This window comes from Pseudonocardia spirodelae (assembly GCF_037727765.1).
Lineage (GTDB): Bacteria > Actinomycetota > Actinomycetes > Mycobacteriales > Pseudonocardiaceae > Pseudonocardia > Pseudonocardia spirodelae.
Genome location: NZ_JBBJUP010000004.1, coordinates 154963 through 181116 on the forward strand (window position 1 = coordinate 154963; position 26154 = coordinate 181116).

Here is a 26154-nt window from a genome sequence, read left to right on the forward strand (position 1 = left end):
GAGCGGGCCGGCGACCGGACCCGGCGCGGTCCGGTCGCCGGTGCGAGCCAGGTCATATGACGGACTGTTCAGTCTTGCAAGATTGCGGGGGGTCGCCGTAGCGTTCGTCCGTGCACATCGCCGAGGGCTATCTCCCGCCGCTGCACGCGGCGGCCTGGACCGTCGTCGCCGCGCCGTTCGTCGTGCACGGCGCGCGGGCGGTCGTCCGCCGGGTCCGTGAGGACCCCGACACCACGCTGCTGCTCGCCGCGGCCGGCGCGTTCACGTTCGTGCTGTCGGCGCTGAAGATCCCGTCGGTGACGGGGTCGTCGTCGCACCCCACGGGCACCGGGCTGGGCGCGGTGCTGTTCCGGCCACCGGTGATGGCCCTGCTCGGGACGGTGGTGCTGTTCTTCCAGGCGGTGCTGCTCGCCCACGGCGGCCTCACCACCCTGGGGGCGAACGCGTTCTCCATGGCGATCGCCGGGCCGTGGATCGCCTACGGCGCCTACGTGCTGGTCCGGCGCCTCGGCGGGTCGCTCGGCCCGGCCGTGTTCGCCGCCGCGTTCCTCGGCGACCTCACGACGTACACGATCACCAGCGCCCAGCTGGCGCTCGCGTTCCCCGACCCGACCTCGGGCGTCGGCGGTGCCTTCGTCACCTTCGCCTCGATCTTCTCGATCACCCAGATCCCGCTGGCCGTGGCCGAGGGCCTGCTCACCGTGCTCGTGGTGCGGCTGCTGGTCCGGATCACCCCGGACGAGCTGCGCCGGCTGGGCGTGCTGCGCCCGGGCCGCGGCGCGACCCCGGCCGCGCAGGACCCGCAGAAGGAGGCGTCGACATGAGCCGCTCCACCGTCACCAACGTCCTGCTCGCCGTCGCGGTGCTCGCGCTGTTCGCGATCCCGGTGCTGTTCGTGCCCGGCGAGTACGCCGGCTCCGACGGGCAGGCCGGCGAGGCCATCGAGGCCACCGGCTACCAGCCGTGGTTCACCCCCGTGTGGGAGCCGCCGTCCGGCGAGATCGAGTCCGGCATCTTCGCGATGCAGGCCGCGGCCGGCGCGGGCGTGCTCGGCTACTGCATCGGCGTCGCGCGGACCCGGCGACGGGCGCAGCTCGCCCGCGAGGCCGACGCGCCCCGGACCTGATGCTGCTGATCGACGAGACCGCGCACGCCGGCCGGTGGCGGGCCCGGCACCCGGGGGAGAAGGCGTTCCTCGCGCTCGGGCTGCTCGTGCTCGCCGTCGTGCTGCCGCCGTGGCCGGGCGCGCTGCTGACCGGTGGTGCGGCGCTCGCGCTGCTGCTCGCCGGGGCCCGGGTGCCGTGGCGGACCGCGCTGCGCCTGCTCGCGCTGCCGCTCGGGTTCGTGCTGGTCGGGGCGCTGCCGCTGCTCGTCACCGTCGGGGGCGACCCGTGGCTCGCCCCCGCCCCGGACGGTCCGGCCCGGGCCGCCGAGCTCGTCGGGCGCTCGCTGGCCGCGGTGGCCTGCCTGGTCCTGTTCGCCGCGACGACCCCGCTGACGGACACCGTGGCGCGGCTGCGGTGGATCCCCCCGGCGGTCCTGGAGATCACGCTGCTCGTGTACCGGATGTTGTTCCTGCTGCTGGACTCGCTGACCGCGGTCCGCGAGGCCCAGGCCCTGCGGATGGGGTTCCGCACCCGCCGCGCCACGTTCCGCTCGCTCGCCGCGCAGGGCGGCGCGGTGTTCGTCCGCGCCTTCGACCGGGCCCGCCGGCTCGAGGCCGGGCTGGCCGCCCGCGGCTACGACGGCAGCCTGCGCGTACGGGTCCCGGCCCGGCCGGTGTCCCCGGGGTTCGTCGCGGGGAGCGCGGCGCTGCTCGTCGCCGTGCCGGTCCTGGCCCTGGCGGTGGCGTGGTGAGCGCGGCACCGGTGCTCGAGGCGCGCGGGCTGCGCTTCGCCTACCCCGACGGCCCGGCCGTGCTCGACGGGGCCGACCTCGCCGTCGCGCCCGGGCGGCGGCTCGCCGTGCTCGGGCCCAACGGCGGCGGCAAGACGACGCTGTTCCGGCTGCTGCTGGGCCTGCTCGCCCCTGCGGCCGGGGAGGTCCTGCTCGACGGCGAGCCGGTCCGCCGCACCCGGCGGGGGCTGGTGCGGCTGCGCGAGGCGGCCCAGCTCGTCCTGCAGGACCCCGACGACCAGCTGTTCTCCGCCGACGTCGCGCAGGACGTGTCTTTCGGCCCGCTCAACCTCGGCCTGCCCGGCCCCGAGGTCGACGCCCGGGTGCGGGACGCGCTCGCCGCCGTCGGGATCTCCGGGCTCGCGGACCGGCCGACCCACCGGCTGTCCTTCGGCCAGCGCAAGCGGGTCGCGATCGCCGGTGCGCTGGCCGTGCGGCCCCGGGTGCTCGTGCTCGACGAGCCGACCGCCGGGCTGGACCCGGCCGGGGTGGAGGAGCTCGTCGCGGTGCTCGCGGACCTGCACGCGGCCGGCACGGCGGTGGTGCTGTCCACCCACGACGTCGACCTGGCCCACCGCTGGGCCGACGACGTCGCCGTCGTCGCCGGGGGCCGGGTGCGGCGCGGCCCCGCCGACCGGGTCCTCGACGACGCGGAGCTGCTCGCCGGGGCCCGGCTCGGCCCGGCCTGGGCGCCGGCCGTCGCCCGGCTGCTGGCGCTGGCCGGCCACGACGGCGCCGCCCCGCGGACCGCGGCGGAGCTGCACGGGCTGCTGACCGGACTTGCGGTCCCGGAGGCCGGGGCGAGAGGGTGACGCCGTGCGCGACCCGGACCGCCACCTCGACCCCGACGCCGTCCCCGAGGTCGACCTGACGCTGCCCAACCCCGCCCGGGTGTACGACTACCTGCTCGGCGGGGCCCACAACTTCGCGACCGACCGGGAGTTCGCCGAGCGGATGCTGACCGCGCTGCCGCACGCGCGGCGGGCCGCCGTCGCCAACCGGGCGTTCCTCGGCCGCGCGGTGCGGGCCTGCCTGGAACGGGGGGTCCGCCAGTTCCTCGACCTCGGCTCCGGCATCCCCACCGCGGCGCCGGTGCACGAGCTCGCCCGGCGGATCGACCCGGCCGCCCGCGTCGCCCACGTCGACGTCGAGCCCGTCTCGGTCGCGATGAGCCGCGAGATCCTCCACGGCGTGGACGGCACCTCGATCACCGCGGCGGACCTCACCGACCCGGCCGCGGTCCTGGCCGCCCCGGGGGTCGCCGGGCTGCTCGACCCGGCCGAGCCGGTCGCCGTGCTGGCGGTGTCGGTGCTGCACTTCGTCGCCGACGACACGCTGCTCGCGACGCTGGCCGACACCTACGCGACCGCGTTCGGGCCGGGCAGCATGCTCGTGGTGTCCCACGGCAGCACCGACGTCGACGACCCCGCGGCCGCCCACGACATGCGCACCGTCGAGCGGCTCACCCGGGAGACGTCGCAGCCCGCCCGGGCGCGCGACCGCGCCACCCTGCGCCGGCTGCTCGTCGACCGGCCCGGGCACCGGCTGGACCTGCTGGAGCCGGGCCTGGTCGACGTGACCGCCTGGCGGGCGGAGGACCTGCCGGCCGGGCGGCCCGTGGGGATGTACGCCCTGGTCGGCGAGGTCGTGCCGGTCGCGGGCGGTCAGTCCCGGTAGACCCCGGGGCGCTTCTGCAGGAACGCCGAGACGGCCTCGGTGAGGTCCGCGGAGACGAGCTGCCCGCCGTTCCAGGTGGCGATCTGGTCCAGCGAGTCGGCGACGGTGTGGTCGCGGGCGTAGGTGATCGCGTACTTGGTGCCGCGCAGCGCCAGCGGGGACTTCGCCGCCAGTGACGCCGCGAGCGCGGCGACACCGGTCTCCAGGGCCTCGGCGTCGTCGTAGACGCCGTTGACCAGGCGCAGCTCCTTCGCCTCGGTGCCGGGCACCGGGCGGCAGGTGTAGGCCATCTCCCGCGCCACGCCCTCGCCGACGATGCGCGGCAGCCGCTGCAGCACGCCGACGTCCGCGGCCAGGCCCATGTCGACCTCCTTCAGCACGAACGACGCGTCCGCGGTCGCGTAGCGCAGGTCGCAGGCGACGGCGAGGTCCAGGCCCGCACCCAGGCAGACGCCGTGGATCGCCGCGATCACCGGCGTGCGGCAGCGCTCGACCGCGGTGAGGCACTCCTGCAGGTCGAGGATGGTGCGGCGCAGGGCGTCGGCGCCGTGGCCGGGCGAGTCGCCGCTCGCGGTGTCGCGCAGCCCGCCGAGCATCGAGACGTCGATGCCGGAGCAGAAGTGCCGGCCGTTGCCCGAGATCACCACGACCCGGACGGCCGGGTCGGCGTCCAGCTCGCGGACCGCGTCGCGCAGGCCGAACCACATCGGCTCGTCCAGCGCGTTCGCCGCCTGGGGCCGGTCGAGGCGCAGCCGCGCGACCCCGTCCGCCACCTCGACCGCGATGCCCGTCGGCTCACCCATCTGCCCGCACTCCCGTCCTCGTCGACCGTTCCGGAACGGAGGCTACCGCGCGGTAACCCCGGCCTGACAGGATGCGGCGGTGGGGCGAGGGGGCCGGGCGGGCCGGACGTGGTGGGTGGCCTGCGGGCTGCTGTTCGCGACGGCGTTCGGCACCAACGTCCCGACCCCGCTGCTGCTGGTCTACCGGACCGAGCTGGACCTCTCGGCGAGCACCCTGGCCGCGATCTTCGGGGTGTACGCGCTCGGGCTGGCCCCGTCGCTGCTGCTGGGCGGGCCGGCGTCGGACCGGTTCGGACGGGTGCGCGTGCTGCTGCCCGTCGCCGCCGGGGTGGCCGGGGCGTCGCTGCTGTTCCTCGGCGGCGCGTCGTCGCTGTGGCTGCTGTTCGCCGCCCGCTTCGTGCAGGGCCTCGCCTCCGGGGCGGTCTTCTCGGTGGGCAGCGCCTGGCTGCAGGACCTCGCCGGGCCGGACGGCGCCCCGCGCGCCGCGCGGGCCGCGTCGGTCGCGCAGACCCTCGGGTTCTGCCTGGGCCCGCTGACCTCGGGGCTGCTCGCGACGTCCGGCCCGCTGCCGCTGACGCTGCCGTACCTGGTCCACATCGCGCTGCTGGCGGTGGCCGTCGGCGCGGTGCTCGCCGTCGTCGGGACGGGGACGCGCCCGGCCGGTCCGCGGGCGGGCGGGCTGCTGCCCCGGCCGGGCCTGGGCGCGGCCGAGCGGCGGGTGTTCCTGCGGGTGGTCGTACCGACCGCGGTGTGCGTGTACGCGTTCCCCTCGGTCGCGGTGACCGTGCTGCCGCTGCTGCTGCCCGGCCTCACCGGCGCCGTCGCGTTCACCGGGCTGCTCGCCGCGCTGACGCTCGGCACCGGGACGCTCGTGCAGCCGTTCGCGCACCGGCTCGGCGCCCGCACCGGGCCCGCCGGGACCGCGGCCGGCGCGCTCGGCCTGCTCGTCGCGACGCTCACGGCGCTGCTCGCCCCGGCCGGGCCTGCGGCCGTCGCCGGGGTCGCCGGCGCCGGGCTGCTGCTCGGAGCGGGCGGCGGGCTCTGCCTCAACGCCGGGCTGACGCTTGTCGCCCGGCTGGCGCCGGAGTCCGGGCGGGGCGCGACGAACGGGCTGTTCTACACCGCGGCCTACACCGGCTTCGCGACGCCGTTCCTCGCGACCGCGTTCGTCGCGACGACGGCGCTCGCGCTCCCGCTGGCCGTGCTGGCCGTCGTGGCCGCGGCGACGGCGGGGTGGCTGGCCGTGCGGTCCGGTGACGCCGCGCCGTCCCGGCCCGCGCCGCGGTGACTACGCTCGCCGGGTGCCCGACCTGACCAGCACCGCCAACCCGCGCGTCAAGAACCTGGTCCGGCTGCGCACCCGCCGCCACCGCGACGCCGCCGGCGTCACGGTGATCGAGGGCCACGACGAGCTGGCCCTCGCGCTCGACGCCGGGGTCGTCCCGGACGAGGTGTACTGGGCCCCCGACCTGGTCCGCTCGCCGGAGCTGCTGGACCGGATGCCCGGCGCACGGCGGTTCTCGGTGAGCCGCGACGTGTTCGCCCGCATCGCCTACCGCGAGTCCCCGGACGGCTGGCTCGCCGTCGCCGCCGCCCCGGGCGTGGGGCTCGACGACCTCGACCTCGGCCCGGACCCGCTGGTGCTGGTCGCGGAGGGCGTCGAGAAGCCCGGCAACGTCGGTGCGATGCTGCGCACCGCCGAGGCCTGCGGGGTGGACGCCGTCGTCATCGCCACGCCGGAGCGCGGCGGCACCGACTTCGCCAACCCCAACGTGGTGCGCGCGTCGAAGGGGACCGTGTTCGCGGTGCCGGTGGCCTCGGCAGCGACGCCCGAGGTGCTGGACTGGCTCGCCCGCCGCGGGATCCGGACGTTCGTCACCACCCCGGCCGGCACGACCGGGCTCGCCGGGACCGACCTGACCGGCCCGACCGCGCTGGTGATCGGGACCGAGGCCACCGGGGTGACCGACGCGTGGCTCGAGCGAGCCGACGCGACGGTCGTCATCCCGATGCGGGGCCGGGTGAACTCGCTCAACGCCTCCATCGCCGCCGCGGTCGTGCTGTACGAGGCGGTGCGTCAGCGTGGCTGAGCGGCGAGCTCGGCGCGCAGCGCCTTCTTGTCGGTCTTGCCGACCCCGGTGAGCGGGATCCGCTCGACGAACTCGACGCTGCGCGGGACGTACATGTCCCCGGCGCGCTCGGCGACCAGCGCGGTCAGCTCGTCCTCGTCCGGGGCGGGGGATCCCGCGACGACGGCGGCGTGCACGGTCTCGGTGCCGTCGTCGTCGGGCACGCCGAACACGGCGGCCTGGCGGACCGACGGGTGCTCCATGAGCAGGTCCTCCAGCTCCGTGGTGTACACGTGCCCGCCCACGACGACGATCATGTCCTTGACCCGGTCGAGCAGGTGCAGGTAGCCGTCGGCGTCCTGGCGGGCGACGTCGCCGGTGCGCACCCAGCCGTCGACGACGGTCGCGGCGGTCAGCTCGGGCTGCTTCCAGTAGCCGTCCATCTCCATGCCGGTGCGCACCCACAGCTCGCCCCGCCCGCCGGGGGCGACGGGCCGGCCGTCGGCGTCGGTGATCGCGATCTCGGTGGTCGGCAGCGGGCGCCCGACGGTGCCCAGCAGCTCGGGCCGGGAGTGCTCCTGCGGGGTCAGCGCACTGATGCCGCCGGCCTCGGTCTGGCCGTAGAACTGGGCGAACACCGGGCCGATCCGCTCGACGGCCTCGGCCATCCGCCGCGGCGCGGCGGGCGCCCCGCCGTAGACGACCGACCGCAGCGAGGAGGTGTCGGTCCGGTCGAGGTCGGGGTGGTCGAGCAGCCGGTAGATCAGCGGCGGGAGCAGGAAGGTGTGGGTGATCCGCTCGCGGGCGACCGCGGCGAGGAACGCGCCGGGCTCGAAGCCGTCCTGCAGCACGACGGTGCCGCCGGAGGCCAGCGTGCGGTCGGCCAGCGCGCCGCCGACGTGCGCGACGGGGGTGGCGACGAGCAGCCGGGCGCCGCCGTCGCCGTCGCCGCCGCCGTCGGCGCCGAGGCCGGTGAGCCGCCGGCGCATCTCGGCGCCGCGGCGGTGGTGGTCGAAGGTGTAGGTGATGCCCTTCGGGTGCCCGGTGGTGCCGCCGGTGTGGCGGATCTGCTCGACGTCGTGCGGGCGGGCCCGGTCCCGGATCGGCGAGGCGGGCGCCCCGTCGGCCTCGGCGAGCACGTCGGGGTCCGCGCCGTGGGCGCCGAGCCAGAGCGCGGCCGGGCCGTCGAGCCGCGCGAGGACCGGCTCGGCGGCCGCCGCGGCGTCGGCGTCGGCCAGCACGACGGCGGCCTCGACGTCGACGACGATGCGGGCCCGGGCGGCGGCCGAGAGTCCCTCGTGCGGCTGGGCGATCCCGGCGCCGAGCAGGTTCACCGCCATCCGTGCGACGAGGGCCTCCGGGGTGTTGCCGGCCAGCAGCGCGACGACCGTGCCCGGCCGCACCCGCCCGTCGAGGACGTGGGCCAGCCGGTGCACCGAGCGGACCAGCTCGCCCGCGTGGATCCGTCGGTCGCGGTGGACCAGGGCCTCCCGGCCGGGGTCGGCGGCCAGTGCGTCCAGCAGTTCCTCGACGTCGGTGGGCATCCGGGACTCCTCTCGCAGGGGATCGTTGTCCAACGCAACGATCAACTCCGGTCGAGGCTTCCCGTTCGTGATCTGATCGACACCTCTCGGTTCGCGGCCCCGCGCGGGGGTGCTCACGCGGCGAGCGCGAGCTCCCCGCGGCGCTCGGCCCGCTCCATCCGGACCGCCACCCACAGCGCGGTCAGCCCGAGCAGCGGCAGCACGGTCGCGACGGCGGCGGGCGAGGTCCAGCCCCAGCCGGCGGCCAGGACGAGCCCGCCGAGCGCCGCGCCGAGGGCGTTGGCGACGTTGAACGCGGCGTGGTGCAGGGCCGCGCCCAGCGTCGGGCCCTCGCGGCCGGCGTCCATGAGCCGGGTGGCGAGCGCCGGGGTGGTCGCGGTCGTGGTGAACGCCAGCGCGAACAGGCCCAGCAGCGCGAACACCGCCGAGGACGCGGTCAGCGCGAACAGCGCCATCGACACCGCCGCCGCGGCCAGGCCGCCCGCGATGGTGCGCACCGGCGCCGCCTCGGCGAGCCGGCCGCCGACCTGGTTGCCCAGGGTCATGCCGACACCGAACACGGCCAGCGCCAGCGGCACCGCGGTCGCGGCCATGCCGGTGACCTCGGTGAGCACCGGGGTGACGTAGCTGTACACGGCGAACGAGCCGCCGAAGCCGGTCGCGATGACGGCCATCGTGATCCACACCTGGCCGCGGCGCAGCGCCGTCAGCTCGCGCAGGACCGAGCCGCGCACCTCGTCGCGCACGTCGGGCACCAGCCGCCAGACGGCCAGCATCGTCACCACGGCGACGCCGGCGACGGTCAGGTACGCGGCCGACCAGCCGGCGGCCTGCCCGAGCCAGGTGGCACCCGGCACGCCCACGATGTTGGCGATCATCAGCCCGCTCATCACGGTCGCGATCGCCCGTGGCCGCCGTTCGCGCGGGACCAGCGAGGCGGCCAGCACCGAGGCGGTGCCGAAGTAGGCGCCGTGCGGCAGCCCGGCCAGGAACCGGGTCACGACGAACGTCCCGAAGTCCGGCGCGAGCGCCGAGGCCAGGTTGGTCAGGGCCAGCGCACCGGCCAGGGCCAGGACGAGGTGCTTGCGTGGCCACCGCGCGCCCAGTACGGCGAGCACCGGCGCGCCGACGACGACGCCGAGCGCGTAGGCGCTGATGGCCGTACCGGCCTCGGGCACGGTGGCGCCCAGGTCGGCGGCGAACGCGGGCAGCAGCCCCATCGAGGCGAACTCGGTGGTGCCGATGGCGAGGCCGCCGAGGGCCATCGCGGCGAGTGCGGGTCCGGTGGTGGGAGAGTGGTCCGGGGTGAGAGGCTTTTTCATCGCGACACGAGGATAAATACCGTCAGGTCGGGGGTGTCAAACCAGATGACGGCGATGTCAGCCGGTTCACGTCCGGGCCGGGCCGAGACCGACCGGTGGCGGGCCACCGCCGAGGTGCTGGCCGAGGTCCGCCGCGAGCCCGGGCTCACCCGGGTGGAGCTGGCCCGGCGGCTGCGGCTGGCCAGCGGCTCGGCCACCGAGATCGCCGCCCGGCTGCGCGAGCTGGGGTGGGTGCGCGAGGAGCGGGCCCCCTGCGGCGGGCGCGGGCGCCCCACCACGACGCTGGCCCCCAACCCGGACGGGCCGGCCGTGGTCGCCGTCGACGTCCGGTTCGAGGGCTGGCGGGCCGCGCTCACCGGGCTCGGCGGGACGCCGGTCGCGCTGCGGTCCGGGACGCACCGGCGTCGCGACCCCGACGCCGTCGCCGCGGAGCTGGACGCGGTCGTCGCCGGCCTGGCCGCCGAGGCGCCCGGGCCGGTGGTGGCCCTCGGCATCGGCGTGGCCGCCACCGTCGTCGACGAGCACTTCGCCGAGAGCGGCGGCGGGCAGGGCTGGAGCCCGCTGGACGTGCGCCGGATCGGGGCCGGGTCGGACCTGCCGGTGCTGGTGGGCAACGACGCGAACCTCGCCGGCGTCGCCGAGGTCCGCGACGGCGCCGCCGCCGGTGCCCGCACCGCGCTGTTCCTGACCGTCGAGGTCGGCATCGGCGGTGCGCTGCTGCTCGACGGGCGCGCCCAGACCGGCGCCCGCGGCGCGGCCGGCGAGCTGGGACACCTGCCCTTCGGCGACCCCGGCGCGGTGTGCGCCTGCGGCGCCCGCGGGTGCTGGACCACCGGCGTCGACGGCCGGGCGCTGGCCCGGATGCTCGGCGAGCCCGAGCCGGACGCGCCCTGGAGCTACGCCCGCGCCGTGCTCGACCGCGCGGCCGCGGGGGAGCCCGGCCCGTCCGCGGCCGTCACCTCGGCCGCCGCGTCCCTGGCGCGGGGCACCGCGGGCCTGGTCAACGCGCACGACCCGGAGGTCGTCGTGCTGTCCGGGCTCGGGCCCGCGCTGCGCGCCGCGGCCCCCGAGGCGTTCGACGTCGCCTACGGCGCCGGGCTCATGGCCTTCCGCCGCTCGGTCGCGCCGCCGGTGCGCGACGCGGCGCACGGCGCGGACGGGGTCCTGCGCGGGGCGGCCGCGATCGCGCTCGACCACGCCGTCTCCGCGTCCGGGCTGGCCGCCCGCGCCGGCTGAGCCGCTCAGGGCCGCGGGATCGACCGCAGGTTGCTGCGCGCCAGCTCCACCATCCGCCCGACGCCGCCGTCGAGCACGGTGCGGGTCGCGGCGAGCGCGAACCCGCGGACCTGGGCGGCGGTGATGTGCGGCGGGATGGACAGCGCGTTCGGGTCGGTGCGCACGTCGACCAGCGCCGGTCCGCGGTGGTCCAGCGCGCGGCGCAGCGCCGCGCGCACGTCGGCCGGGTCCTGCACGGTCTCGGCGTGCAGGCCGGCGGCACGGGCCACCGCGCCCAGGTCGGCCGGCCCGTGGTCGGTCTGGAACGACGGGTAGCCCGCCACCATCATCTCCAGCCGGATCATGCCCAGCGAGCCGTTGTTGAACGCGACGACGGTCAGCGGCAGGTCGTGCTCGGCCGCGGTGAGCAGCTCGCCGAGCAGCATGGTCAGGCCGCCGTCGCCGGACAGCGAGACCACCTGGCGGTCCGGGAACGCGTACTGCGCGCCGATCGCGTGCGGCAGCGCGTTGGCCATCGTCCCGTGCCGGTAGGAGCCGATGATCCGGCGCCGGCCGTTGGGTGAGAGGTAGCGCGCGGCCCAGACGTTGCACATGCCGGTGTCGACGGTGGCGATCGCGTCGTCGGCCATCTCCTCGTCGAGCACGGCCGCGACGTGCTCGGGGTGGATCGGACGCAGGTCCTGCACCCGGCGGGTGTAGGCGCCGACGACCTTCTCCAGCGCCTCGGCGTGCCTGCGCAGCATCCGGTCCAGGAAGGACCGGTCGGTCTTCTCCGCGATCCGCGGCAGCAGCGCGTCCAGGGTGGACGCGGCGTCGCCGTGCACGCCGAGCTCCAGCAGCGTGCGACGCCCGAGGCGCGCGGGATCGGTGTCGATCTGCACGGTCCGGGCCTGGGGCAGGAACGAGTCGTAGGGGAAGTCGGTGCCGATCAGGACGAGCAGGCCCGCCTCGTGGGTGGCCTCGTAGCAGGCGCCGTAGCCGAGCAGCCCGGACATGCCGACGTCGTAGGGGTTGTCGTACTGGATCCACTCCTTGCCGCGCAGCGAGTGGCCGATCGGCGCCTTCACCCGGCCGGCGAGGGCGAGCACCTGCTCGCGTGCGTGCTCGATCCCGGCGCCGACGAACAGCGTCACGGTGTCCGCGGCGTCGACGAGCCGGGCCAGCTCGGCCACCTGCTCCTCCGACGGCGCCACGACCCCGGTGGGTGGGGACAGGTGCGAGGCGCCGGTGTCGTTCGGGGCGTCGAGCGCGCTGACGTCGCCGGGCAGGACGAGCACGGACACGTCGGACTCGGCGAGCGCGGTCTGCATCGCGATGCGCTGCATGCGCGGCATCTGCTCGGGCCGCGAGATCAGCTCGCAGTAGGCCGAGCACTCGGTGAACAGCCGCTCGGGGTGGGTCTCCTGGAAGTAGCCGGTCCCGATCTGGACCGACGGGATGTGCGAGGCGATCGCGAGCACCGGGGCGCCGGTGCGGTGGGCGTCCATCAGGCCCTGGATCAGGTGCGTGTTGCCCGGCCCGCAGCTGCCGGCGCAGACCGCGAGCCGCCCGGTCAGCTGGGCCTCCGCCGCGGCGGCCAGCGCGGCCGCCTCCTCGTTGTGCACGTGCACCCAGCGGATGCGCCCGTCGCGGCGGATCGCGTCGGCGATCGGGTTGAGGCTGTCGCCCACCAGCCCGTAGATCCGCTCGACTCCGGCCTGGTGCAGCAGCTCGATCATCTGGTCGGCCACGGTGCGGCCCATGTCGTCCTCCTCGCGCTCGGGGTGCACCGTCCGGGTTCCCGGACCGGCCGCACCGGCAACCGTCGGGTCGTGACGGTGCCCGGCGAGGTCACGACTCGGGTATCGGAATCGATTCCCCCGCTGCGCGCCGGTGCCGTTCCGAGTACTTTCCCCTCACATTCCTGGGAGGGGACGCGAAATGATCATTCTGGGTCTGATCCTGCTACTGGTGGGGTATTTCGCCAAGATCACCCTGTTGTACTACCTGGGAGGCCTGCTGGTGATCATCGGCGTGGTCCTGCTCATCCTCGGGGCGATCGGACGTCCGGTGGGTGGGCGCAAAGCCTGGTTCTGACCAGGCCGGTCGCCGTCCGCCGCGCCGAGGCGCGACCGGGCGCGTGACCGGCGCCGACGACGCCGCGGGGCGGGTTCCCGGAATGTTCCGGGCGCCCGCCCCGCGTGTGTGTCGTGACGAAAGGGTCAATTCCCCGGCGTGTCCGGCACCGCCCGCCGGGTGATTCCGAGAATGTCGCGCGCGTCCGCCGGGGAGGCGGGCCGAGCGCCCACCCGGTCGAGCGCCCGCAGGGCCCCGTCGAGCAGCTCGCGGTTCGACGGCGTGCCGCCCCGGCCGTCGTCGAAGTCCTCCAGTCCGACCCGCAGGTGCCCGCCGCGGCGCACCGCCAGCTCGGCCAGCCCGGAGCCCACGACGTCGCCGCCGAGCACCGCGACCGACCACGGCAGCCCGGACGGCTCCAGCAGCTCCAGGTAGGCCTCCAGCGCCGCGGGCGTCGGCGGCAGCCCGAACTGCAGCCGGTCGGCGAAGTAGAGCTTCACGATCGCGCCCGGGGGCACGCGGCCGTGGCGGTGCAGGGTCAGCGCGGTGCGCAGGAAGCCCGGCTCGAAGATCGAGATGCTCGGCGCGGCACCCAGCTCGGCGGTGCGGGCGAACATGTACTCGGTGTCGGCGAAGGAGTTCTGGTACGGCTCCGGCGCGGCGGGTCCCGGGCAGGTGCCGTCGTCGAGCAGGCCGACGTTCACCGAGCCCGGGTCGACCAGGGTCATGTGCCCGCGCCGGCCCAGCTCCGCCACGTGCGCCCACCGCCGCTCCACCGGGATGCCGCGCGCCCCGGCGGCCATCGTCGGGTAGAGCAGCGCGTCCGGGTGTGCGGCCAGCACCGGGTCCCAGGCGGCCAGGTACGGCTCGACGGCGTGCACCCCGTCGGTGGTGAACATCGGCTCGTCGTTGTGGTGGTGCACGATGGCCGCCCCCGCGTCGAGCACGTCGACGGCCTGCTCGGCCACCTCCGCCGGGGTGCGGGGCACGCGCGGGTTGCGTTCCCGCGTCGTCGTGCCGTTGAGTGCCACTTCCAGGATGACCGCGGTGTCCACGTCACCCAGCATCACCGCCACCGGCGCCCGCGCGCGAGGGCTGCGGTCGTAGGCTCGGGCGTGTGATCGGGACACGCCGCGCCGCACTGGCCGGGTCGGCCCTCGTGCTCGCCCTGCTCGCGGGCTGCGGGGAACAGCAGGCCCCGCTGACCGAGGGGCCGCCCGGCGCGTCCCCCGCGGACGGGCTGGTGCGCGTCGTCGCCCTGTCCGCGCAGCGCGCGCAGGTCTCCGACCGGGTCGCCGCGGCCAAGCTCGGCACCGGGCAGGCCGTCACCGACCCGGCGCGGGAGGCGGCCGTCGTCGACGGGATCCGGGCCGAGGCGGGCCGCGACGGCGTCGACCCGGACTGGGCGGCGCGCATCGTGACCGACCAGATCGCCGCGAGCACGCAGGTGCAGGACGACCTGCTCCGGCAGTGGGCCGAGCGCCCGGACACCGCGCCCGTGCAGCGGCCCGCCCTCGCCGAGGTCCGTCCCGAGCTCGACCGGATCGGCGACGAGCTGGTGGCCGCGCTGAAGCTGGCCGGGCCCGCCCGGGCCAACGAGGACTGCCCGTCCACCCTCGCGCAGGCCGCCGTCGCGCAGGCCCAGGGCCTCGACGACGTGCACCGCAACGCCCTCGGGCGCTCGCTGGCGTCGGTCTGCGACGGCACCCCGGACTGACCCGCCGTGTGACGGCCGGGTTTCCACCCCCGCCGAGGTCTTGCGTATCCGGATAGTACGTGCTCGGATTAATCGACGAGCCACGGAGGTGCGCGATGGACCAGAACCTGTTCAACGACATCTGCCTGCAGCAGCTGACGCTGTCGGGCGTGCACGAGGGGGAGACGGTCGTCGTCCTCACCCGCGGAGCGGAGCGGACGGCGTACGCCGACGCCTTCCTCTGGGCGATCGGGAAGCTGGGCGCGACCGGCTACCACATGCGGCTGCCGTCGCCACCGGACGCGAGCGGCGCGTGGGCCGTCGGCGACTCCGGGCTGGGCCGGATCCCGCTCGCCGTCGACGCGCTCAAGGCCGCGGACATGGTCGTGGACTGCACGTTCCTGCTCTTCAGCCCCGAGCAGTTCGCGATCCAGGACGCGGGCACCCGCATCCTGACCGCCGTCGAGCCGCCCGAGCTGCTCGCCCGGCTGATGCCGACCACCGAGCTGCGCGAGCGCGTCGAGACCGGCGCCGAGCTGCTGGCCAAGGCCTCGACCATGCGGATCACCAGCCCGCACGGCACCGACGTCACCTACCGGCTCGGCATGTACCCGACGATGAGCGAGTACGGCTACACCGACACCCCCGGCCGCTGGGACCACTGGCCCGCCGCGTTCGTGTTCACCGGCGGCGCCGACGACGGCGTCGACGGGCGGATCGTCCTGGCCCCCGGCGACGTGCTGCTGCCGTTCAACACCTACGTGCAGAGTCCGGTCGAGATCACCGTCGAGGAGGGCTTCATCCGCGACATCCGCGGCGGCGCCGCCGGCAACGGCCTCGACGCGGACCTGCTGCGCTCCTACATCGAGAGCTTCGAGGACCCGCGCGGCTACGGCATGAGCCACGTCGGCTGGGGCCTCGACGAGCGCGCCCACTGGCACGGCCTGACCCAGTTCGGCGGGGGCATGGGCATGGAGCTGCGCAGCTTCTACGGCAACGTCATGTTCTCCATCGGCCCGAACAACGAGCTGGGCGGCCCGAACGACACCGCCTGCCACTTCGACATCCCGATGCGCGGCAACTCCCTGTACCTCGACGACGAGCTGATCGTCGACGCCGGTGAGCTGACCGTGCCCGAGATGAAGCCGGTGACCCGCCGATGACCGACCACCACATCGGCATGATCGTGCCGAGCTCGAACCTCACCATGGAGACCGAGCTGCCGCGGATGCTGCGTGCCCGCGAGGACGTGCTGCCCGACGACCGGTTCGTCTTCCACGCCGCCCGCGCCCGGATGCAGCACGTCACCCCCGAGCAGCTGCGCGCGATGAACGCCCAGGCCCGGCGGGCGGCCGCCGAGCTGGCCGACGCGCGCCCGGACGTCGTCGCCACCGCCTGCCTGGTGGCGATCATGGCCCAGGGGCCCGGCTACCACTGCACCGCCGAGGACGACATCACCGCCGCGCTGCGCGCCGAGGGCTCGCAGGCGCCCGTGGTCTCCAGCGCCGGGGCGCTGCTGTCCGGCATCGCGGCGCTCGGCGCCCGGCGGGTCGCGATCATCACCCCGTACATGCAGCCGCTGACCGACGCCGTCGTCGACTACCTGACCGACGCCGGGGTCGGGGTCGTCGACTCGCTGTCGCTGCAGGTCCCCGACAACCTGGCCGTCGCCCGGCTGGACCCGGCCGACCTGCGCGAGCACTGGCGCAAGCTCGACCTGACCGGGGCCGACGCGCTCGTGCTGAGCGCGTGCGTGCAGATGCCGTCGCTGCCCGCGATCGAGGCGGTGCAGGAGGCCGCCGGCATCCCGGTGCTGTCCGCGTCGACGGCCACGACCCACCGCGTCCTGACCGAGCTCGGGCTCGAGCCGCGGGTGCCCGGCGCGGGGGCGCTGCTCGCGGGCTGAGGACGGCCCGACCCGGGACCCGCGTGCCGCACCGGCACGCGGGTCCCCGTCGTCCGGCCGAGCGTCGTCGTGATCACCGGTTGTGGAGCGCAGCGGCCGGGGAACGGACGTCGGGGCTCCACGACCGGTGATCATGGAGGTGGGCGCCGTCCGGCCGGGCGCGGGTCAGGTCTGCGCGCCGGCCGCGGTCGCCATCCCCTGCACGGTCTCCTGGACGTCGCGGAACGCCGGCCCGCAGGTGCCGGCGTCGCCCTCGGAGAGCGTCCCGGGATCGGCCTCGCACCCGGCGGCGGCGAAGCGGTCGAGCGCCTGCCCGACGAGGTCGGCCTGGGCCGCCGCCGCGGGCGCGTCCTGGCGGACCTGGGGCAGCGCGTTGCGGATCTCGGTGGTGAAGCGCCCGCAGCGCGGGAAGACCCGCGTGGGGTCACCGGACCAGCAGGGATCCTGGGCGTAGAAGCGGAACTTGGTCTGCAGCGCCTCCAGGCCGGGCGCCCCGACCCGGTCCGACGCGCTCTGCCCGGGCCACGGTTCGGTGTCCTTCCCGGACGTGGCGGCGGACCGGTCGGCCGAGCAGCCGGTGAGGAGCAGGGCGGCCACCACGAGGGGGGCGGCCCGCATCAGGAGCGCGATCGGGCGCGGGCGGGGGGACACCCCTGCGACGGTAGGCCCGTCGCGGCCACACCGCCGCCCCGGCCCGGTGGTCGTCACGGGCCGGGGCGGCGGCGGGTCACACCAGCGCGGTGAGCGCGTCGCGCAGCAGCCGCAGCGCCGCGTCCGGGGCGTCCCAGAACACCATGTGCCCCGCGTCCGGGACGGCGACGAGCTCGGCGCCGGGCCGGGCGGCGGCCAGCTCGGCGACACCGTCGGCGGGCACGACGGGCGAGGCCGCGCCGTACAGCAGCGTGGTCGGCGCGGGCACCCGCGGCCAGGTGCGGAGGAAGTCCTCGGACTCGAACCCGGCGTGCGTCGCGCGGATCGCGGCCTCGTCGCAGGAGTCCAGCCAGCGCGCCCGCAGCTCCTGCTCGCGGCGCGGCCAGCGCGGCCAGGAGCGGGCGACCTCGTCGGCGTCGGTGCCGCGCTGCGCCTCGTGCAGCTGCCCGAGGAACGCCTCCAGCGTCGTCGGGTAGGGGGCGCGGCCGGGCCCGGACAGCGGGGGGTCGACGAGCACCGTGCCGCGCAGCGGCCGCCGCGTCGCGGCGACGGCGGCGATCCGCGCGCCCATCGAGTGCCCCACCAGCACCGGCTCGGCGCCGAGGCCGAGCCCGTCGAGGACGGCGAGCACGTCCTCGGCGTAGTCGTCGAGCGTCCAGGACGTGCCGGAGTCGGACAGTCCGCGGCCGCGGACGTCGAGCACCACGGGCCGGCACAGGTCGGTGACGGCGCGGGCGACGAAGTCCATCGTCACCGCGGGGCTGGTGATGCCCGGCAGGACCAGCACGGGCGTGCCGTCGCCGCCGTAGTCCAGAGCGTGCAGCCGGACCTCGCCGTTGCGGGCCCAGCGGGAGACCGCGGGGACGTCGGCGAGGTCGGCCAGCGCGTCCTGCCGGACGCCGCGGGTGGTGACGGTGTGCGCAGTGGTCATGCCGAGAGCTCCTTCAGCCAGCCGAGCGCGTCGTCGAGGCCGACGACGTCGCCGTACTTGGCGTGGATGTCGAACAGGTTGGCCTCGTGCGGCCCCGGCGCCCGGTCGCCGACGCAGTCGCGCGGCACGAGCACGCCGAACCCGGACTGCACCGCGTCGACGGCGGTGGCGCGCACGCAGCCCGAGGTCGTCGCCCCGCAGACCAGCACGGTGTCCACGCCGGCGGCGCGCAGCAGGCTGGCGAGCCCGGTGTCGAAGAACGCCGACGCGCCCTTCTTCGTGATCGTGTGGTCCTCCCGGCGCACGTCGAGGCGCCCGTCGAACGCGACGGCGTCGGTGCCCTCGACGAGCCCGCGCATCCCGGGCGCCTTCACCAGCCACGGCAGGGTGTCCAGCTCGGCGGGGGTGTAGGCGATCGTGGTCCAGACGACCGGGGCGCCGAGGTCGCGGGCGGCGCCGACCAGCGTCGAGGTCGCGGCGACGACGCCGCTCAGGTCGCTGCCGGTGGGCCGGGCCGGGTCGGTGAACCCGACCGTCAGGTCCACGACGACGACCGCGGGCCGGGTGCCGCGCCGGGCGGCGGCGCCGAACCCGGCGGTCGCGTAGGTGGCGTCGGTGGCGGCTCCGTGCAGGCTCATGCGGACACCCCGTCCAGCCGGGCCCGGAGGGCGGCGCGGCGGCGCCCGGCGCAGTCCTCCACCGCGTCGACGATGGTCTGGTAGCCGGTGCAGCGGCACAGGTTCGAGGCGACGACCTCGCGGATCTCCTCGCGCGTCGCGTCGGGGGACTCGGCGAGGTGGCCCTCGGCGAGCATCAGGAACCCGGGCGTGCAGAACCCGCACTGCAGGCCGTGGTGCTCGGCGAAGCAGGACTGCAGGTCCGACAGCTCGCCGTCCGGCCCGGACAGCGACTCGACGGTGCGGATCGCACTGTTCTCGACCTGCACGGCGAAGATCAGGCAGGCCCGGGCGGGTGCGCCGTCGACGAGCACGGTGCAGGCCCCGCAGATGCCGTGCTCGCAGCCGACGTGGGTCCCGGTGAGCCCGAGGTCGTGGCGCAGCACGTCGGCGAGCGTGCGGCGCGGCGGGATCACCAGGTCGTGGCGTTCGCCGTTCACGGTCAGCTCGACCAGCGCGACGTCGGTCATGCGGGCACCTCCCGGAGGGCCTGGAAGATCGTGGAACGGGCGACGGGCGTCGAGTCCAGCTCGACCCCGGTGTGGCGCAGCGCGTCGTTGACGGCGTTGAGCACGGCGGCGGGGGCGCCGATGGTGCCGCCCTCGCCCGCGCCCTTGGCGCCGTCCGCGGTGAACGCGCACGGCGTCTCGAGGTGCTCGATGCGCACGTCGGGGATCTCGGCGGCGGTCGGCACCTTGTACTCCATGAAGCTGGGCGCGAGGGGCTGCCCGGCCTCGTCGTAGACGACCTGCTCGAACAGCGCCCCGGCGATGCCCTGTGCGATGCCGCCGCGGGCCTGCCCCTCGACGACGCGCGGGTGGATCGCGACGCCGCAGTCCTCGACGCAGACGTAGCGCAGGATCTCCACGCCGCCGGTGCCCGGGTCGAGCGCGACGACGCAGCCGTGGGTGGCGTTGGAGAACGTGCCGTCGCCGCCGACGTCGAAGCTCGCCGTCGCGGTCAGGCCGGGCCCGACGTCCTTGGGCAGCAGGTGCGCCCGCAGGTAGGCGACGTCGGCGAGCTCGGGGTAGGTGAACGTCCGGTCCCCGGCCCGCACCCCGCCGCGCCCGTCGAGGGCGGTCGAGTCGAGGTCGACCTCGCCCAGGTGCGCGGCCAGCGCGCGGAGCTGGTCGCCCAGCTTCAGCGCCGCGGCCGCGGCGGCGGACCCGCCGACGGTCACCGAGCGGGAGGCGAAGGAGCCCCAGCCGTAGGTGATCCGGTCGGTGTCGCCCTGCACGATCGTCACCTTGTCGTAGGGCAGCCCGAGCCGGTCGGCGACGATCTGGGCGAACGTCGTCTCGTGGCTCTGGCCGTGGGACAGGGTGCCGGTGGTGACGGTGACGGTCCCGTCGAGGTCCATCGTGATCTGCGACAGGTCGAACCCGGGGACGACCTGCATCTTCCGGGCCGCGAACGCGCCGGAGCCGTAGCCGGTGCGCTCGGAGAAGCAGGAGTACCCGACGCCGAGGACCCGGCCGTCGTCGAGCGTGCGGCCGAGCCAGCCCTCCTCGCGCAGCACCTGCTCGCACAGGTCGAGGGACTCCCGGTAGGAGCCGGGGTCGTAGGTGATCGCGTTGACCCCGCGGTAGGGGAACTCGGTGATCAGGTTGCGCCGCCGGACGTCGAGCGGGTCGAGCCCGAGCTCGCGGGCGGCGCGCTCCATCAGCCGTTCCATGACCATCACGTACTGCGGGCGCGACACCCCGCGGTAGGGGGCGGTGGGCGCCTTGTTGGTGGTGACCGCGCGCCCGCGCACGCGGTAGGCCGGGACCCGGTAGACGCCGGGCATCTCGGCCGAGGCCATCAGCGGCTCGATGCCGGCGGTGAAGGGGTAGCAGGAGTAGGCGCCCATGTCGCAGACGACGTCGGACTCCAGCGCCAGGATCTCGCCCTCGGCGGTGAACGCCGCGCGCGCGGTGTAGTGCTGCTCGCGGGCCAGGAAGCTCGCGGTCAGCGCCTCGCGCCGGTCCTCGATCCACTTGACCGGGCGCCGGAGCCGCGTCGCGGCGGCCGCGGCGGCGATCTCCTCGCGGCCGACGACGCACTTCTGCCCGAACCCGCCGCCCATGTCGGGCACGACGACCCGCACACGGCCCTCGTCGAGCCCGGCGCAGCGGGCCAGCACCGTGCGGACCTGGTGCGGGACCTGGGTGCAGGTGCGCACGACGAGCTGGCCGGCGCGGTCGTCCCACTCGGCGACGACGCCGCGGGTCTCCAGCGGCAGCGCGTTCTGCCGCCCGGTGCGGGCCTCGACCCCGACCACGGTGTGCGCGGTGTCGAAGACGTCGTCGATGCCCTCGGTGGCGAACAGCGAGACGTCGACGAGCACGTTGCCCGGCGCCTCGTCGTGCACCGGGGGACCGGCCGCGGCCAGTGCCGCGGCCTCGGTGACCACCGGGTCGAGCGGGTCCAGCTCGACGAGCGCGGCCTCCACGCCGTCCTCGGCGGCGTAGGGGTCGGTGGCGAGCACGACCGCCAGCGGCTCGCCGGCGTAGCGGACCTTGTCCCGGGCCAGCACCGGCATCGACGTCGGCGTGAACTCCTCGGTCGGGCGGTCGAGCAGCGCGGTGATGTCGCCCAGCGCGAGGTCCGCGGCGTCGAAGGCGGCGACGACGCCGGGCACCTCCCGCACCTGCGACAGGTCCACCGACAGCACCCGGGCGTGCGCCTCGGTGCTGCGCACGAACGCCGCGTGCAGCATCCGGGGCAGCGTGATGTCGTCGACGAAGCGGCCGCGGCCGGTGAGCAGGCGGGGGTCCTCGCGGCGCGGGACCGAGGCGCCGACCCAGGTGCCGTCGGTACGCAGACCGGGCTCAGCCACGACCGGCCTCCTCCCGGGCGCGGGCGACCAGGGTGCGGACCAGGCCGCGCCGGTACTCCGCCGGGACGCCGGGCTCGTCGCGCAGCTCGAGCGCGTCGGCGATCTCGTCGGGGGTGCCGGCGCCGGGCACGAGCACCGGGACGGCGCCGACCCCGCCGAGCACGACGTCGCCGGTGTCCAGGTCCGCCGCGGCGGCGACGACGGCGAAGTCGCCGCGCCGGTCGGCGTACTCGGTGAGCGCGGCCCGCGGGGCGGGCCGGCCGAACACGACCTCGACGATCACCTCGTCGGGCTCCAGCGCGGTGGTGAACGGCCCGAGGAAGAACCCGCGCGCCGCGACCTCGCGGCGACCGCCCGGCCCCTCGGTCACGACGACGGCGTCGAGCAGCACCGCGAGCAGGCACCACTCGGCGGTGGCGTCGCCGTGCGCGACCGACCCGCCGACGGTGCCGCGGGTGCGGATCGGCAGGTGCCCGACCCAGCGCATCGCCCGCGACAGCACCGCGAAGTCCGGTCCGAGGTCGGCGCGCTCGACGGCGTGGTGCGTGGTGAGCGCCCCGAGCCGCAGGGCGGCGCCGTCGCGGCGGATGCCCGCCAGCCCCGGCACGTGGGTGAGGTCCACCAGGTGTCCGGGCCGCGCCATCCGGTAGTTCATCATCGCGACCAGGCTCTGCCCGCCGGCGAGCAGCTTCGGGTCCTCCTCGGCCAGCTCGGTGAGCAGGCCGACCGCACCGCGCACCGACGACGCCCGGTGGTAGGTGAACGCCGCGGGCTTCACGCCTTCTCCACCTCCGCGACCGGGCGGGCGTCGACGGCCTCCTCGTCGCCGGTGATCCGGTCGAGCTCGCGGCCCTTGGTCTCCGGGGCGCCGAACGCCATGAACGCGACGGCGCCGAGCACCAGCAGCCCCATGAGCGTGAAGGTCAGGGGCAGGCCGAGCACCGGCCACAGCAGGCTGCCGAAGATCAGCGGCACGAAGCCGGTGACCGCGCGGCTCGACGACGACGCCCAGCCGAAGCCCGAGGCCCGCAGCTCGGTCGGGTACAGCTCGGAGACGTAGGCGTACATGACCGGGATGACGACCAGCGCGAAGAAGCCGAACACGCCGATCATCACGACCGCCGCCGTCGGCGAGCCCATGACCAGCGAGAACACGATCAGCGACAGGGCGGCGCAGGGGGCGGCGACACCGATGACCCACTTGCGTCCGACGACCTCGACGAGCAGCACCGAGGTGATCACGCCGAGGATGCCGACCGCGTTCATGACGGTGGTGGAGCCGAACGCGGCGACCTCGCCCATGCCCTGGGCGCGCAGGATCGACGGCATCCAGGACAGCGCCGCGTAGTAGACGACCATGACGGTGACGAACAGCGACCAGGCGACGCCGGTGATGCGCGGGTTGAACGCCCAGACGAGCTTCAGCTGCTCCAGGCCGGCGGCCAGGCCGCGGCGCCGCGAGGTCACCGGCTCGGGCGCGGCGGCGGTGATGGCGTAGGGCTCGGGTGCGGCCCCGGTGCGCAGCACCATGTCGTCGATGACCGCGCGGGCCTCGGCCTCGCGCCCGGTGCGGGCCAGGTAGATCGGGGACTCCGGGACCCCGCGGCGGATCCAGACCAGCAGCAGGGCGGGCAGCACCATCAGCGCCAGCATCCAGCGCCAGTTGCCGTCGACCGGGACGAGCAGGGTCGCCGAGAGCCCGGCCAGCGTGGTGCCGACCGGCCACCAGCCGTCCATCGCGGCGAGGACCTTGCCGCGGTAGCGGCGCGGGGAGAACTCGCTGACGATCGCGTAGTCGACCGGGATGCAGCCGCCCAGGCCGATGCCGGCCAGGAAGCGCAGCGCCAGGAAGACCTCCCAGTTCGGCGACAGCGCGCCGAGCACGGAGAACAACGCGAAGATCATCAGCGTGATGCTGAAGACCCGCTTGCGGCCCATCCGGTCCGCGATCGTGCCGAAGGCGATCGCGCCGACGGCCATGCCGATGAGGTTGGCGGTCGCGACCAGGCCGCGCTGGCCGGTCGAGAGGTCGAACTCGACGCCGAGCAGCGGGGTGAGGAAGCCGTTGAGGGCGACGTCCCAGGCGTCGAACATGTAGCCGAGGCCGCCGATGAGGAAGATCTTGCCCTGGACGTTCCACCGCCAGGGCAGGTCCTGGACGACCTGGTCTCCGGTACGCATGTCGGTCTCCTGTGGGGTGCGGGTCGTCAGCGGGCGAACTGGTAGGTGATGGCCTCGTCGTCCGGGTCGTGCAGCGGCGAGCCGCGCCAGAGCCAGTCGTAGGAGAGGTCGGACTCGCCGTCGAAGCGGCGCAGCTTGTCGTCGCGCTCGCGCTGCTCGGGGCCGTCGGGCAGGTGGTAGAAGTCCATGTTCTGCAGCGAGGCGTCCTGGACCATCCCGGCGTGCTTGGCCCGCCGGAACACGTAGCGGCTCAGCGCGCCGTCGATGCCGGACCGGCCGGCGGCGCCGAGCTCCTCGGCCAGCACGGCGGCGTCCTCCATCGCCTGGGACGCGCCCTGGGCCTGGTAGGGGAGCATCGCGTGGCAGGCGTCGCCGAGCAGGGCGACCCGGCCGTCGATCCAGACGGGGTCGCGGCGGCGCCGGTACAGCGCCCAGACCGAGACGTCGTCCTTGGCCTTGGACAGCATCGCCGGGACGCGGTCGTCCCAGTCGGCGAAGTCGGCGACCAGGTCCTCGGCGGTGGCCGGGGCGCTCCAGTCGCGCCGCACCTGCTCGGTGCACGGCACGATCGCGACGACGTTGAGGCACTCGCCGCCGCGGATCATGTAGTGGACGAGGTGCTTGTCCGGGCCGTACCAGATGGTGGAGTGGTAGCGGTCGAGCAGGAACCGGGTGGCGGGGTCGGCGGCGATGAGCTCGCCGGGGATCAGCGCGCGGTAGGCCATCTCGCCGGAGAACACGAGCGTGTCGTCGAACCCGGCGAGGTCGCGCACGGCCGAGCGGATGCCGTCGGCGCCGACGAGCAGGTCCCCGGCGACGCGGTCGCCGCGGGCGGTGACCGCGACCGGCCGCAGCGGGTCGGTGCGGTCGAGCTCGACGACCTTCGCGTCGGTCCGCACGGCGACGACCGGGCCGGGCCCGTCGGGGTCGAGGCAGGCGTCGAGCAGCACGCGGTGCAGGTCGGCGCGGTGGTAGTGCCAGTACGGGGCGCCGTAGGTGTCGACGACGCGCTGCCCGAGCGGGAGCTGGGCGATGATGCTGCCGTCGGCCCAGCGGCGCCGGACCTGGTCCTGCGGGGCGGTGTGGATGCGCTCCAGGGCGCCGCGCAGGCCGAGCCCGATGAGCACGCGGCTGGCGTTCGGCGCGGTCTGGATGCCGGCGCCGACCTCGCCGAGCTGCGGCGCGGCCTCGAGCACGGTGACCCGGAAGCCCTGCCGGCGCAGGGCCAGCGCGGCGGTCAGCCCGCCGAGACCGCCGCCCGTGACCGTGATCTCCAGGGACTGGCTGGGTGCCACGACAATCCTCCTCGCGTCCGTCGGGCCGTGTGACGTGGCCCGCACGAGAAGTAATCCGAGCACGTACTATCCGGATACGCAAGGATTTCCCGTGAACGACCCGGGACCGTAACCCGGCTCTTACCCGGCGGCGCCGTCGGAACCGTTGCCGGACAGCGCGTCCCGCTCGGCGACGGCCTCCCAGTGCGCGCCGAGCGCGTTGAGCAGCCCGGCGATCTCGCCGCGCCGGTCCTCGGGCACGGCGGCGAGCAGCTCGTGGTCCAGGCGGCGGGTGCGGCGGGTGACCTCGGCCAGGGCGGCGGCGCCGGCCTCGGTCAGGGAGAGGATCTTGCGACGGGCGTCGCGCGGGGACTCGGTCCGCTCGATCAGGCCGCGCCGCTCCATGCGCCGGCACACGTCGGCCATCGTCGAGGTGTCCAGCGCGACCGCGCCGGCCAGCGAGCTCTGGTCGGACTCCGGGTAGGCCCGGATCGCCGAGAGCACCGCGAACTGGGGGCCGGTGAGCACCGAATCCACGTGCCGGCTCCAGGCGGACAGGTAGGCCTGGTACATCCGGCGCGCCCCGTAGCCGGGCGCCGCGACGAGGTCGGCCGGTGGTGCGGAGGCCACCGCCGGCGTGCGTCCCCCGGTGCGGCGCAGCGTCTCGCCCATGGTGCCTCCGTGCTGGTCCGACCCCTCGTCCGCAGGCGATCCTACGTGTCCGGACGATCACCCCGGGTCGCCGGTCGGTGCTCCGGTCAGCGGGGGCGGAGCCCGTCCACGAGCAGGTCCAGCAGCCGTCCGGCCTGCTCGCGGTTCGACGGGTCGGCGACGGCCATGCAGATCCCGCTGGTGCCGACGAGCACGTCGGCGGCGTCGACGTCGGCGCGCAGGGTGCCGTCCTCGATGCCCGCGCGGTGCAGGATCCGCACCGCGTCGATCATCCGCTCGCGGCTCTGCGCGAACGGGTTGTGCCCGCACGCGACCAGGGCGTGCAGCGTGTCGGCCAGGTGCTTCTTGGTGATCACGTAGTCGACGAAGCGGTCCATCCAGGCCCGCAGCGCCCGGTCTGCGGGCAGTTCGGCGCGCAGCTGCTCCGCGGCGGCGCAGAGCCGGTCGAGCTCGTTGCGGTAGACGGCCTCGACCAGCGCGTCCCGGCTGGGGAAGTGGCGGTAGAGGGTGCCGATGCCGACCCCGGCGTCCTTCGCGATGCCGTCGAGGGTGGGGGCGGGGCCGCCCCGGCTCTCCGCGGTGAACGCGCGCACGGCCGCGGCCAGCAGCAGCTCGCGGTTGCGCGCGGCGTCGGCGCGCAACCCGGGACGGGTGCCGGTCCCGCTGGCCATGACGGTGCCTCCTCGATCGGAACGAACGACCCCACGATACGTCTTGCGATCCGGAGGACGCTCCGGATAGAG

The 26154-nt window shown here is 75.6% G+C and carries 27 protein-coding genes; 12 read left to right on the plus strand and 15 right to left on the minus strand.

What is annotated here, in order from left to right:
* The first annotated feature begins 110 nt into the window (after positions 1-110).
* The 5 genes from WJX68_RS06375 to WJX68_RS06395 are packed head-to-tail and all read left to right on the plus strand — an operon-like array spanning position 111 to position 3573.
* Positions 111-824 (plus strand): energy-coupling factor ABC transporter permease, encoded by a 714-nt coding sequence (locus WJX68_RS06375; RefSeq protein ID WP_340286959.1) that lies wholly within the window; start codon positions 111-113, stop codon positions 822-824.
* Entirely contained in the window at positions 821-1126 is a 306-nt protein-coding gene (locus tag WJX68_RS06380; RefSeq protein WP_340286961.1) for an energy-coupling factor ABC transporter substrate-binding protein, read from the plus strand. The genes WJX68_RS06375 and WJX68_RS06380 overlap by 4 nt, the downstream gene beginning before the upstream one ends.
* Positions 1126-1857: a cobalt ECF transporter T component CbiQ gene (gene cbiQ, locus WJX68_RS06385; protein WP_340286963.1), complete on the plus strand. Its 732-nt coding sequence runs from the start codon at positions 1126-1128 to the stop codon at positions 1855-1857. Before WJX68_RS06380 ends, cbiQ begins: the two co-directional genes overlap by 1 nt.
* Positions 1854-2708, plus strand: a complete 855-nt coding sequence (locus WJX68_RS06390) for an energy-coupling factor ABC transporter ATP-binding protein (RefSeq protein WP_340286965.1) — start codon at positions 1854-1856, stop codon at positions 2706-2708. The genes cbiQ and WJX68_RS06390 overlap by 4 nt, the downstream gene beginning before the upstream one ends.
* A gap of 4 nt (positions 2709-2712) precedes the next feature.
* Positions 2713-3573 (plus strand): SAM-dependent methyltransferase, encoded by an 861-nt coding sequence (locus WJX68_RS06395; protein WP_340286967.1) that lies wholly within the window; start codon positions 2713-2715, stop codon positions 3571-3573.
* Here the strand turns inward: WJX68_RS06395 and WJX68_RS06400 are convergent.
* Entirely contained in the window at positions 3561-4376 is an 816-nt protein-coding gene (locus WJX68_RS06400) for a crotonase/enoyl-CoA hydratase family protein (protein WP_340286969.1), read from the minus strand. The genes WJX68_RS06395 and WJX68_RS06400 overlap by 13 nt on opposite strands.
* A 79-nt stretch (positions 4377-4455) precedes the next feature.
* Between WJX68_RS06400 and WJX68_RS06405 the strand changes: the two genes are divergently transcribed.
* Together WJX68_RS06405 and WJX68_RS06410 are read left to right on the plus strand one after the other, a co-directional pair.
* The gene (locus WJX68_RS06405) at positions 4456-5664 is read left to right on the plus strand and encodes an MFS transporter (RefSeq protein ID WP_340286970.1); all 1209 of its coding nucleotides are present in this window, start codon (positions 4456-4458) and stop codon (positions 5662-5664) included.
* 13 nt (positions 5665-5677) lie between these two features.
* On the plus strand, positions 5678-6466 hold the full coding sequence (locus WJX68_RS06410; protein ID WP_340286972.1) for a TrmH family RNA methyltransferase: 789 nt from the start codon (positions 5678-5680) through the stop codon (positions 6464-6466).
* Here WJX68_RS06410 and WJX68_RS06415 read toward each other — a convergent pair.
* Positions 6454-7989 (minus strand): AMP-binding protein, encoded by a 1536-nt coding sequence (locus WJX68_RS06415; protein ID WP_340286974.1) that lies wholly within the window; start codon positions 7987-7989, stop codon positions 6454-6456. The two genes, WJX68_RS06410 and WJX68_RS06415, sit on opposite strands and share 13 nt — an antisense overlap.
* A 113-nt stretch (positions 7990-8102) precedes the next feature.
* Complete coding sequence (locus WJX68_RS06420) at positions 8103-9311, minus strand: MFS transporter (protein WP_340286976.1); 1209 nt, start codon at positions 9309-9311, stop codon at positions 8103-8105.
* 54 nt (positions 9312-9365) lie between these two features.
* Here WJX68_RS06420 and WJX68_RS06425 point away from each other — a divergent pair, with 54 nt between their 5' ends.
* Positions 9366-10547 carry an ROK family transcriptional regulator gene (locus WJX68_RS06425; protein WP_340286978.1) on the plus strand — a complete coding sequence of 394 codons (1182 nt, stop codon included), beginning with the start codon at positions 9366-9368 and terminating at the stop codon, positions 10545-10547.
* A 5-nt stretch (positions 10548-10552) separates the two neighbouring features.
* On the opposite strand, the gene WJX68_RS06430 is transcribed toward WJX68_RS06425, so the two are convergent.
* Entirely contained in the window at positions 10553-12289 is a 1737-nt protein-coding gene (locus tag WJX68_RS06430; protein ID WP_340286980.1) for a pyruvate dehydrogenase, read from the minus strand.
* 178 nt (positions 12290-12467) lie between these two features.
* On the opposite strand from WJX68_RS06430, the gene WJX68_RS06435 reads away from it, so the two are divergent.
* On the plus strand, positions 12468-12623 hold the full coding sequence (locus WJX68_RS06435; protein WP_340286982.1) for a hypothetical protein: 156 nt from the start codon (positions 12468-12470) through the stop codon (positions 12621-12623).
* 125 nt (positions 12624-12748) lie between these two features.
* Here WJX68_RS06435 and WJX68_RS06440 read toward each other — a convergent pair whose 3' ends face one another.
* The gene (locus WJX68_RS06440; protein WP_340286984.1) at positions 12749-13669 is read right to left on the minus strand and encodes a beta-keto acid cleavage family enzyme; all 921 of its coding nucleotides are present in this window, start codon (positions 13667-13669) and stop codon (positions 12749-12751) included.
* 50 nt (positions 13670-13719) lie between these two features.
* Here WJX68_RS06440 and aroQ point away from each other — a divergent pair, with 50 nt between their 5' ends.
* From aroQ to WJX68_RS06455, 3 genes are all read left to right on the plus strand, one after another.
* Positions 13720-14319 carry a gamma subclass chorismate mutase AroQ gene (gene aroQ / locus WJX68_RS06445; RefSeq protein ID WP_340286986.1) on the plus strand — a complete coding sequence of 200 codons (600 nt, stop codon included), beginning with the start codon at positions 13720-13722 and terminating at the stop codon, positions 14317-14319.
* 95 nt (positions 14320-14414) lie between these two features.
* Positions 14415-15461, plus strand: a complete 1047-nt coding sequence (locus WJX68_RS06450) for a 2,5-dihydroxypyridine 5,6-dioxygenase NicX family protein (RefSeq protein ID WP_340286988.1) — start codon at positions 14415-14417, stop codon at positions 15459-15461.
* Positions 15458-16204 (plus strand): maleate cis-trans isomerase family protein, encoded by a 747-nt coding sequence (locus WJX68_RS06455; RefSeq protein WP_340286990.1) that lies wholly within the window; start codon positions 15458-15460, stop codon positions 16202-16204. The genes WJX68_RS06450 and WJX68_RS06455 overlap by 4 nt, the downstream gene beginning before the upstream one ends.
* 165 nt (positions 16205-16369) lie before the next feature.
* On the opposite strand, the gene WJX68_RS06460 is transcribed toward WJX68_RS06455, so the two are convergent.
* The 10 genes from WJX68_RS06460 to WJX68_RS06505 form a co-directional block, all read right to left on the minus strand.
* Complete coding sequence (locus WJX68_RS06460; protein ID WP_340286992.1) at positions 16370-16855, minus strand: hypothetical protein; 486 nt, start codon at positions 16853-16855, stop codon at positions 16370-16372.
* Between the two features lie 76 nt (positions 16856-16931).
* On the minus strand, positions 16932-17786 hold the full coding sequence (locus WJX68_RS06465; RefSeq protein WP_340286994.1) for an alpha/beta fold hydrolase: 855 nt from the start codon (positions 17784-17786) through the stop codon (positions 16932-16934).
* Positions 17783-18424, minus strand: a complete 642-nt coding sequence (locus WJX68_RS06470; RefSeq protein WP_340286995.1) for an isochorismatase family protein — start codon at positions 18422-18424, stop codon at positions 17783-17785. The genes WJX68_RS06465 and WJX68_RS06470 overlap by 4 nt, the downstream gene beginning before the upstream one ends.
* Positions 18421-18933: a (2Fe-2S)-binding protein gene (locus WJX68_RS06475; RefSeq protein WP_340286996.1), complete on the minus strand. Its 513-nt coding sequence runs from the start codon at positions 18931-18933 to the stop codon at positions 18421-18423. The genes WJX68_RS06470 and WJX68_RS06475 overlap by 4 nt, the downstream gene beginning before the upstream one ends.
* On the minus strand, positions 18930-21284 hold the full coding sequence (locus WJX68_RS06480) for a xanthine dehydrogenase family protein molybdopterin-binding subunit (protein ID WP_340286997.1): 2355 nt from the start codon (positions 21282-21284) through the stop codon (positions 18930-18932). The genes WJX68_RS06475 and WJX68_RS06480 overlap by 4 nt, the downstream gene beginning before the upstream one ends.
* Complete coding sequence (locus WJX68_RS06485) at positions 21277-22062, minus strand: FAD binding domain-containing protein (protein WP_340286999.1); 786 nt, start codon at positions 22060-22062, stop codon at positions 21277-21279. Before WJX68_RS06485 ends, WJX68_RS06480 begins: the two co-directional genes overlap by 8 nt.
* On the minus strand, positions 22059-23465 hold the full coding sequence (locus WJX68_RS06490; protein ID WP_340287001.1) for an MFS transporter: 1407 nt from the start codon (positions 23463-23465) through the stop codon (positions 22059-22061). Before WJX68_RS06490 ends, WJX68_RS06485 begins: the two co-directional genes overlap by 4 nt.
* A 26-nt stretch (positions 23466-23491) precedes the next feature.
* On the minus strand, positions 23492-24760 hold the full coding sequence (locus WJX68_RS06495; RefSeq protein ID WP_340287003.1) for an FAD-dependent monooxygenase: 1269 nt from the start codon (positions 24758-24760) through the stop codon (positions 23492-23494).
* Between the two features lie 120 nt (positions 24761-24880).
* Positions 24881-25411 carry a MarR family winged helix-turn-helix transcriptional regulator gene (locus WJX68_RS06500; protein WP_340287005.1) on the minus strand — a complete coding sequence of 177 codons (531 nt, stop codon included), beginning with the start codon at positions 25409-25411 and terminating at the stop codon, positions 24881-24883.
* 86 nt (positions 25412-25497) lie between these two features.
* Positions 25498-26082, minus strand: coding sequence for a TetR/AcrR family transcriptional regulator (locus WJX68_RS06505; protein ID WP_340287007.1), 585 nt, complete (start codon positions 26080-26082; stop codon positions 25498-25500).
* Between the last annotated feature and the right edge of the window lie 72 nt (positions 26083-26154).

Excerpts from the sequence above, each read along its gene's own strand:
- WJX68_RS06440 (WP_340286984.1), bottom strand. The coding sequence starts at position 13,669 with ATGCTGGGTGACGTGGACACCGCGGTCATCCTGGAAGTGGCACTCAAC.
- cbiQ (WP_340286963.1), top strand. The coding sequence starts at position 1,126 with ATGCTGCTGATCGACGAGACCGCGCACGCCGGCCGGTGGCGGGCCCGG.
- WJX68_RS06500 (WP_340287005.1), bottom strand. The coding sequence starts at position 25,411 with ATGGGCGAGACGCTGCGCCGCACCGGGGGACGCACGCCGGCGGTGGCC.
- WJX68_RS06450 (WP_340286988.1), top strand. The coding sequence starts at position 14,415 with ATGGACCAGAACCTGTTCAACGACATCTGCCTGCAGCAGCTGACGCTG.
- WJX68_RS06490 (WP_340287001.1), bottom strand. The coding sequence starts at position 23,465 with ATGCGTACCGGAGACCAGGTCGTCCAGGACCTGCCCTGGCGGTGGAAC.
- WJX68_RS06435 (WP_340286982.1), top strand. The coding sequence starts at position 12,468 with ATGATCATTCTGGGTCTGATCCTGCTACTGGTGGGGTATTTCGCCAAG.
- WJX68_RS06415 (WP_340286974.1), bottom strand. The coding sequence starts at position 7,989 with ATGCCCACCGACGTCGAGGAACTGCTGGACGCACTGGCCGCCGACCCC.
- WJX68_RS06380 (WP_340286961.1), top strand. The coding sequence starts at position 821 with ATGAGCCGCTCCACCGTCACCAACGTCCTGCTCGCCGTCGCGGTGCTC.
- WJX68_RS06475 (WP_340286996.1), bottom strand. The coding sequence starts at position 18,933 with ATGACCGACGTCGCGCTGGTCGAGCTGACCGTGAACGGCGAACGCCAC.
- WJX68_RS06505 (WP_340287007.1), bottom strand. The coding sequence starts at position 26,082 with ATGGCCAGCGGGACCGGCACCCGTCCCGGGTTGCGCGCCGACGCCGCG.
- WJX68_RS06425 (WP_340286978.1), top strand. The coding sequence starts at position 9,366 with ATGTCAGCCGGTTCACGTCCGGGCCGGGCCGAGACCGACCGGTGGCGG.
- WJX68_RS06400 (WP_340286969.1), bottom strand. The coding sequence starts at position 4,376 with ATGGGTGAGCCGACGGGCATCGCGGTCGAGGTGGCGGACGGGGTCGCG.
- WJX68_RS06430 (WP_340286980.1), bottom strand. The coding sequence starts at position 12,289 with ATGGGCCGCACCGTGGCCGACCAGATGATCGAGCTGCTGCACCAGGCC.
- WJX68_RS06455 (WP_340286990.1), top strand. The coding sequence starts at position 15,458 with ATGACCGACCACCACATCGGCATGATCGTGCCGAGCTCGAACCTCACC.
- WJX68_RS06470 (WP_340286995.1), bottom strand. The coding sequence starts at position 18,424 with ATGAGCCTGCACGGAGCCGCCACCGACGCCACCTACGCGACCGCCGGG.
- WJX68_RS06465 (WP_340286994.1), bottom strand. The coding sequence starts at position 17,786 with ATGACCACTGCGCACACCGTCACCACCCGCGGCGTCCGGCAGGACGCG.
- WJX68_RS06420 (WP_340286976.1), bottom strand. The coding sequence starts at position 9,311 with ATGAAAAAGCCTCTCACCCCGGACCACTCTCCCACCACCGGACCCGCA.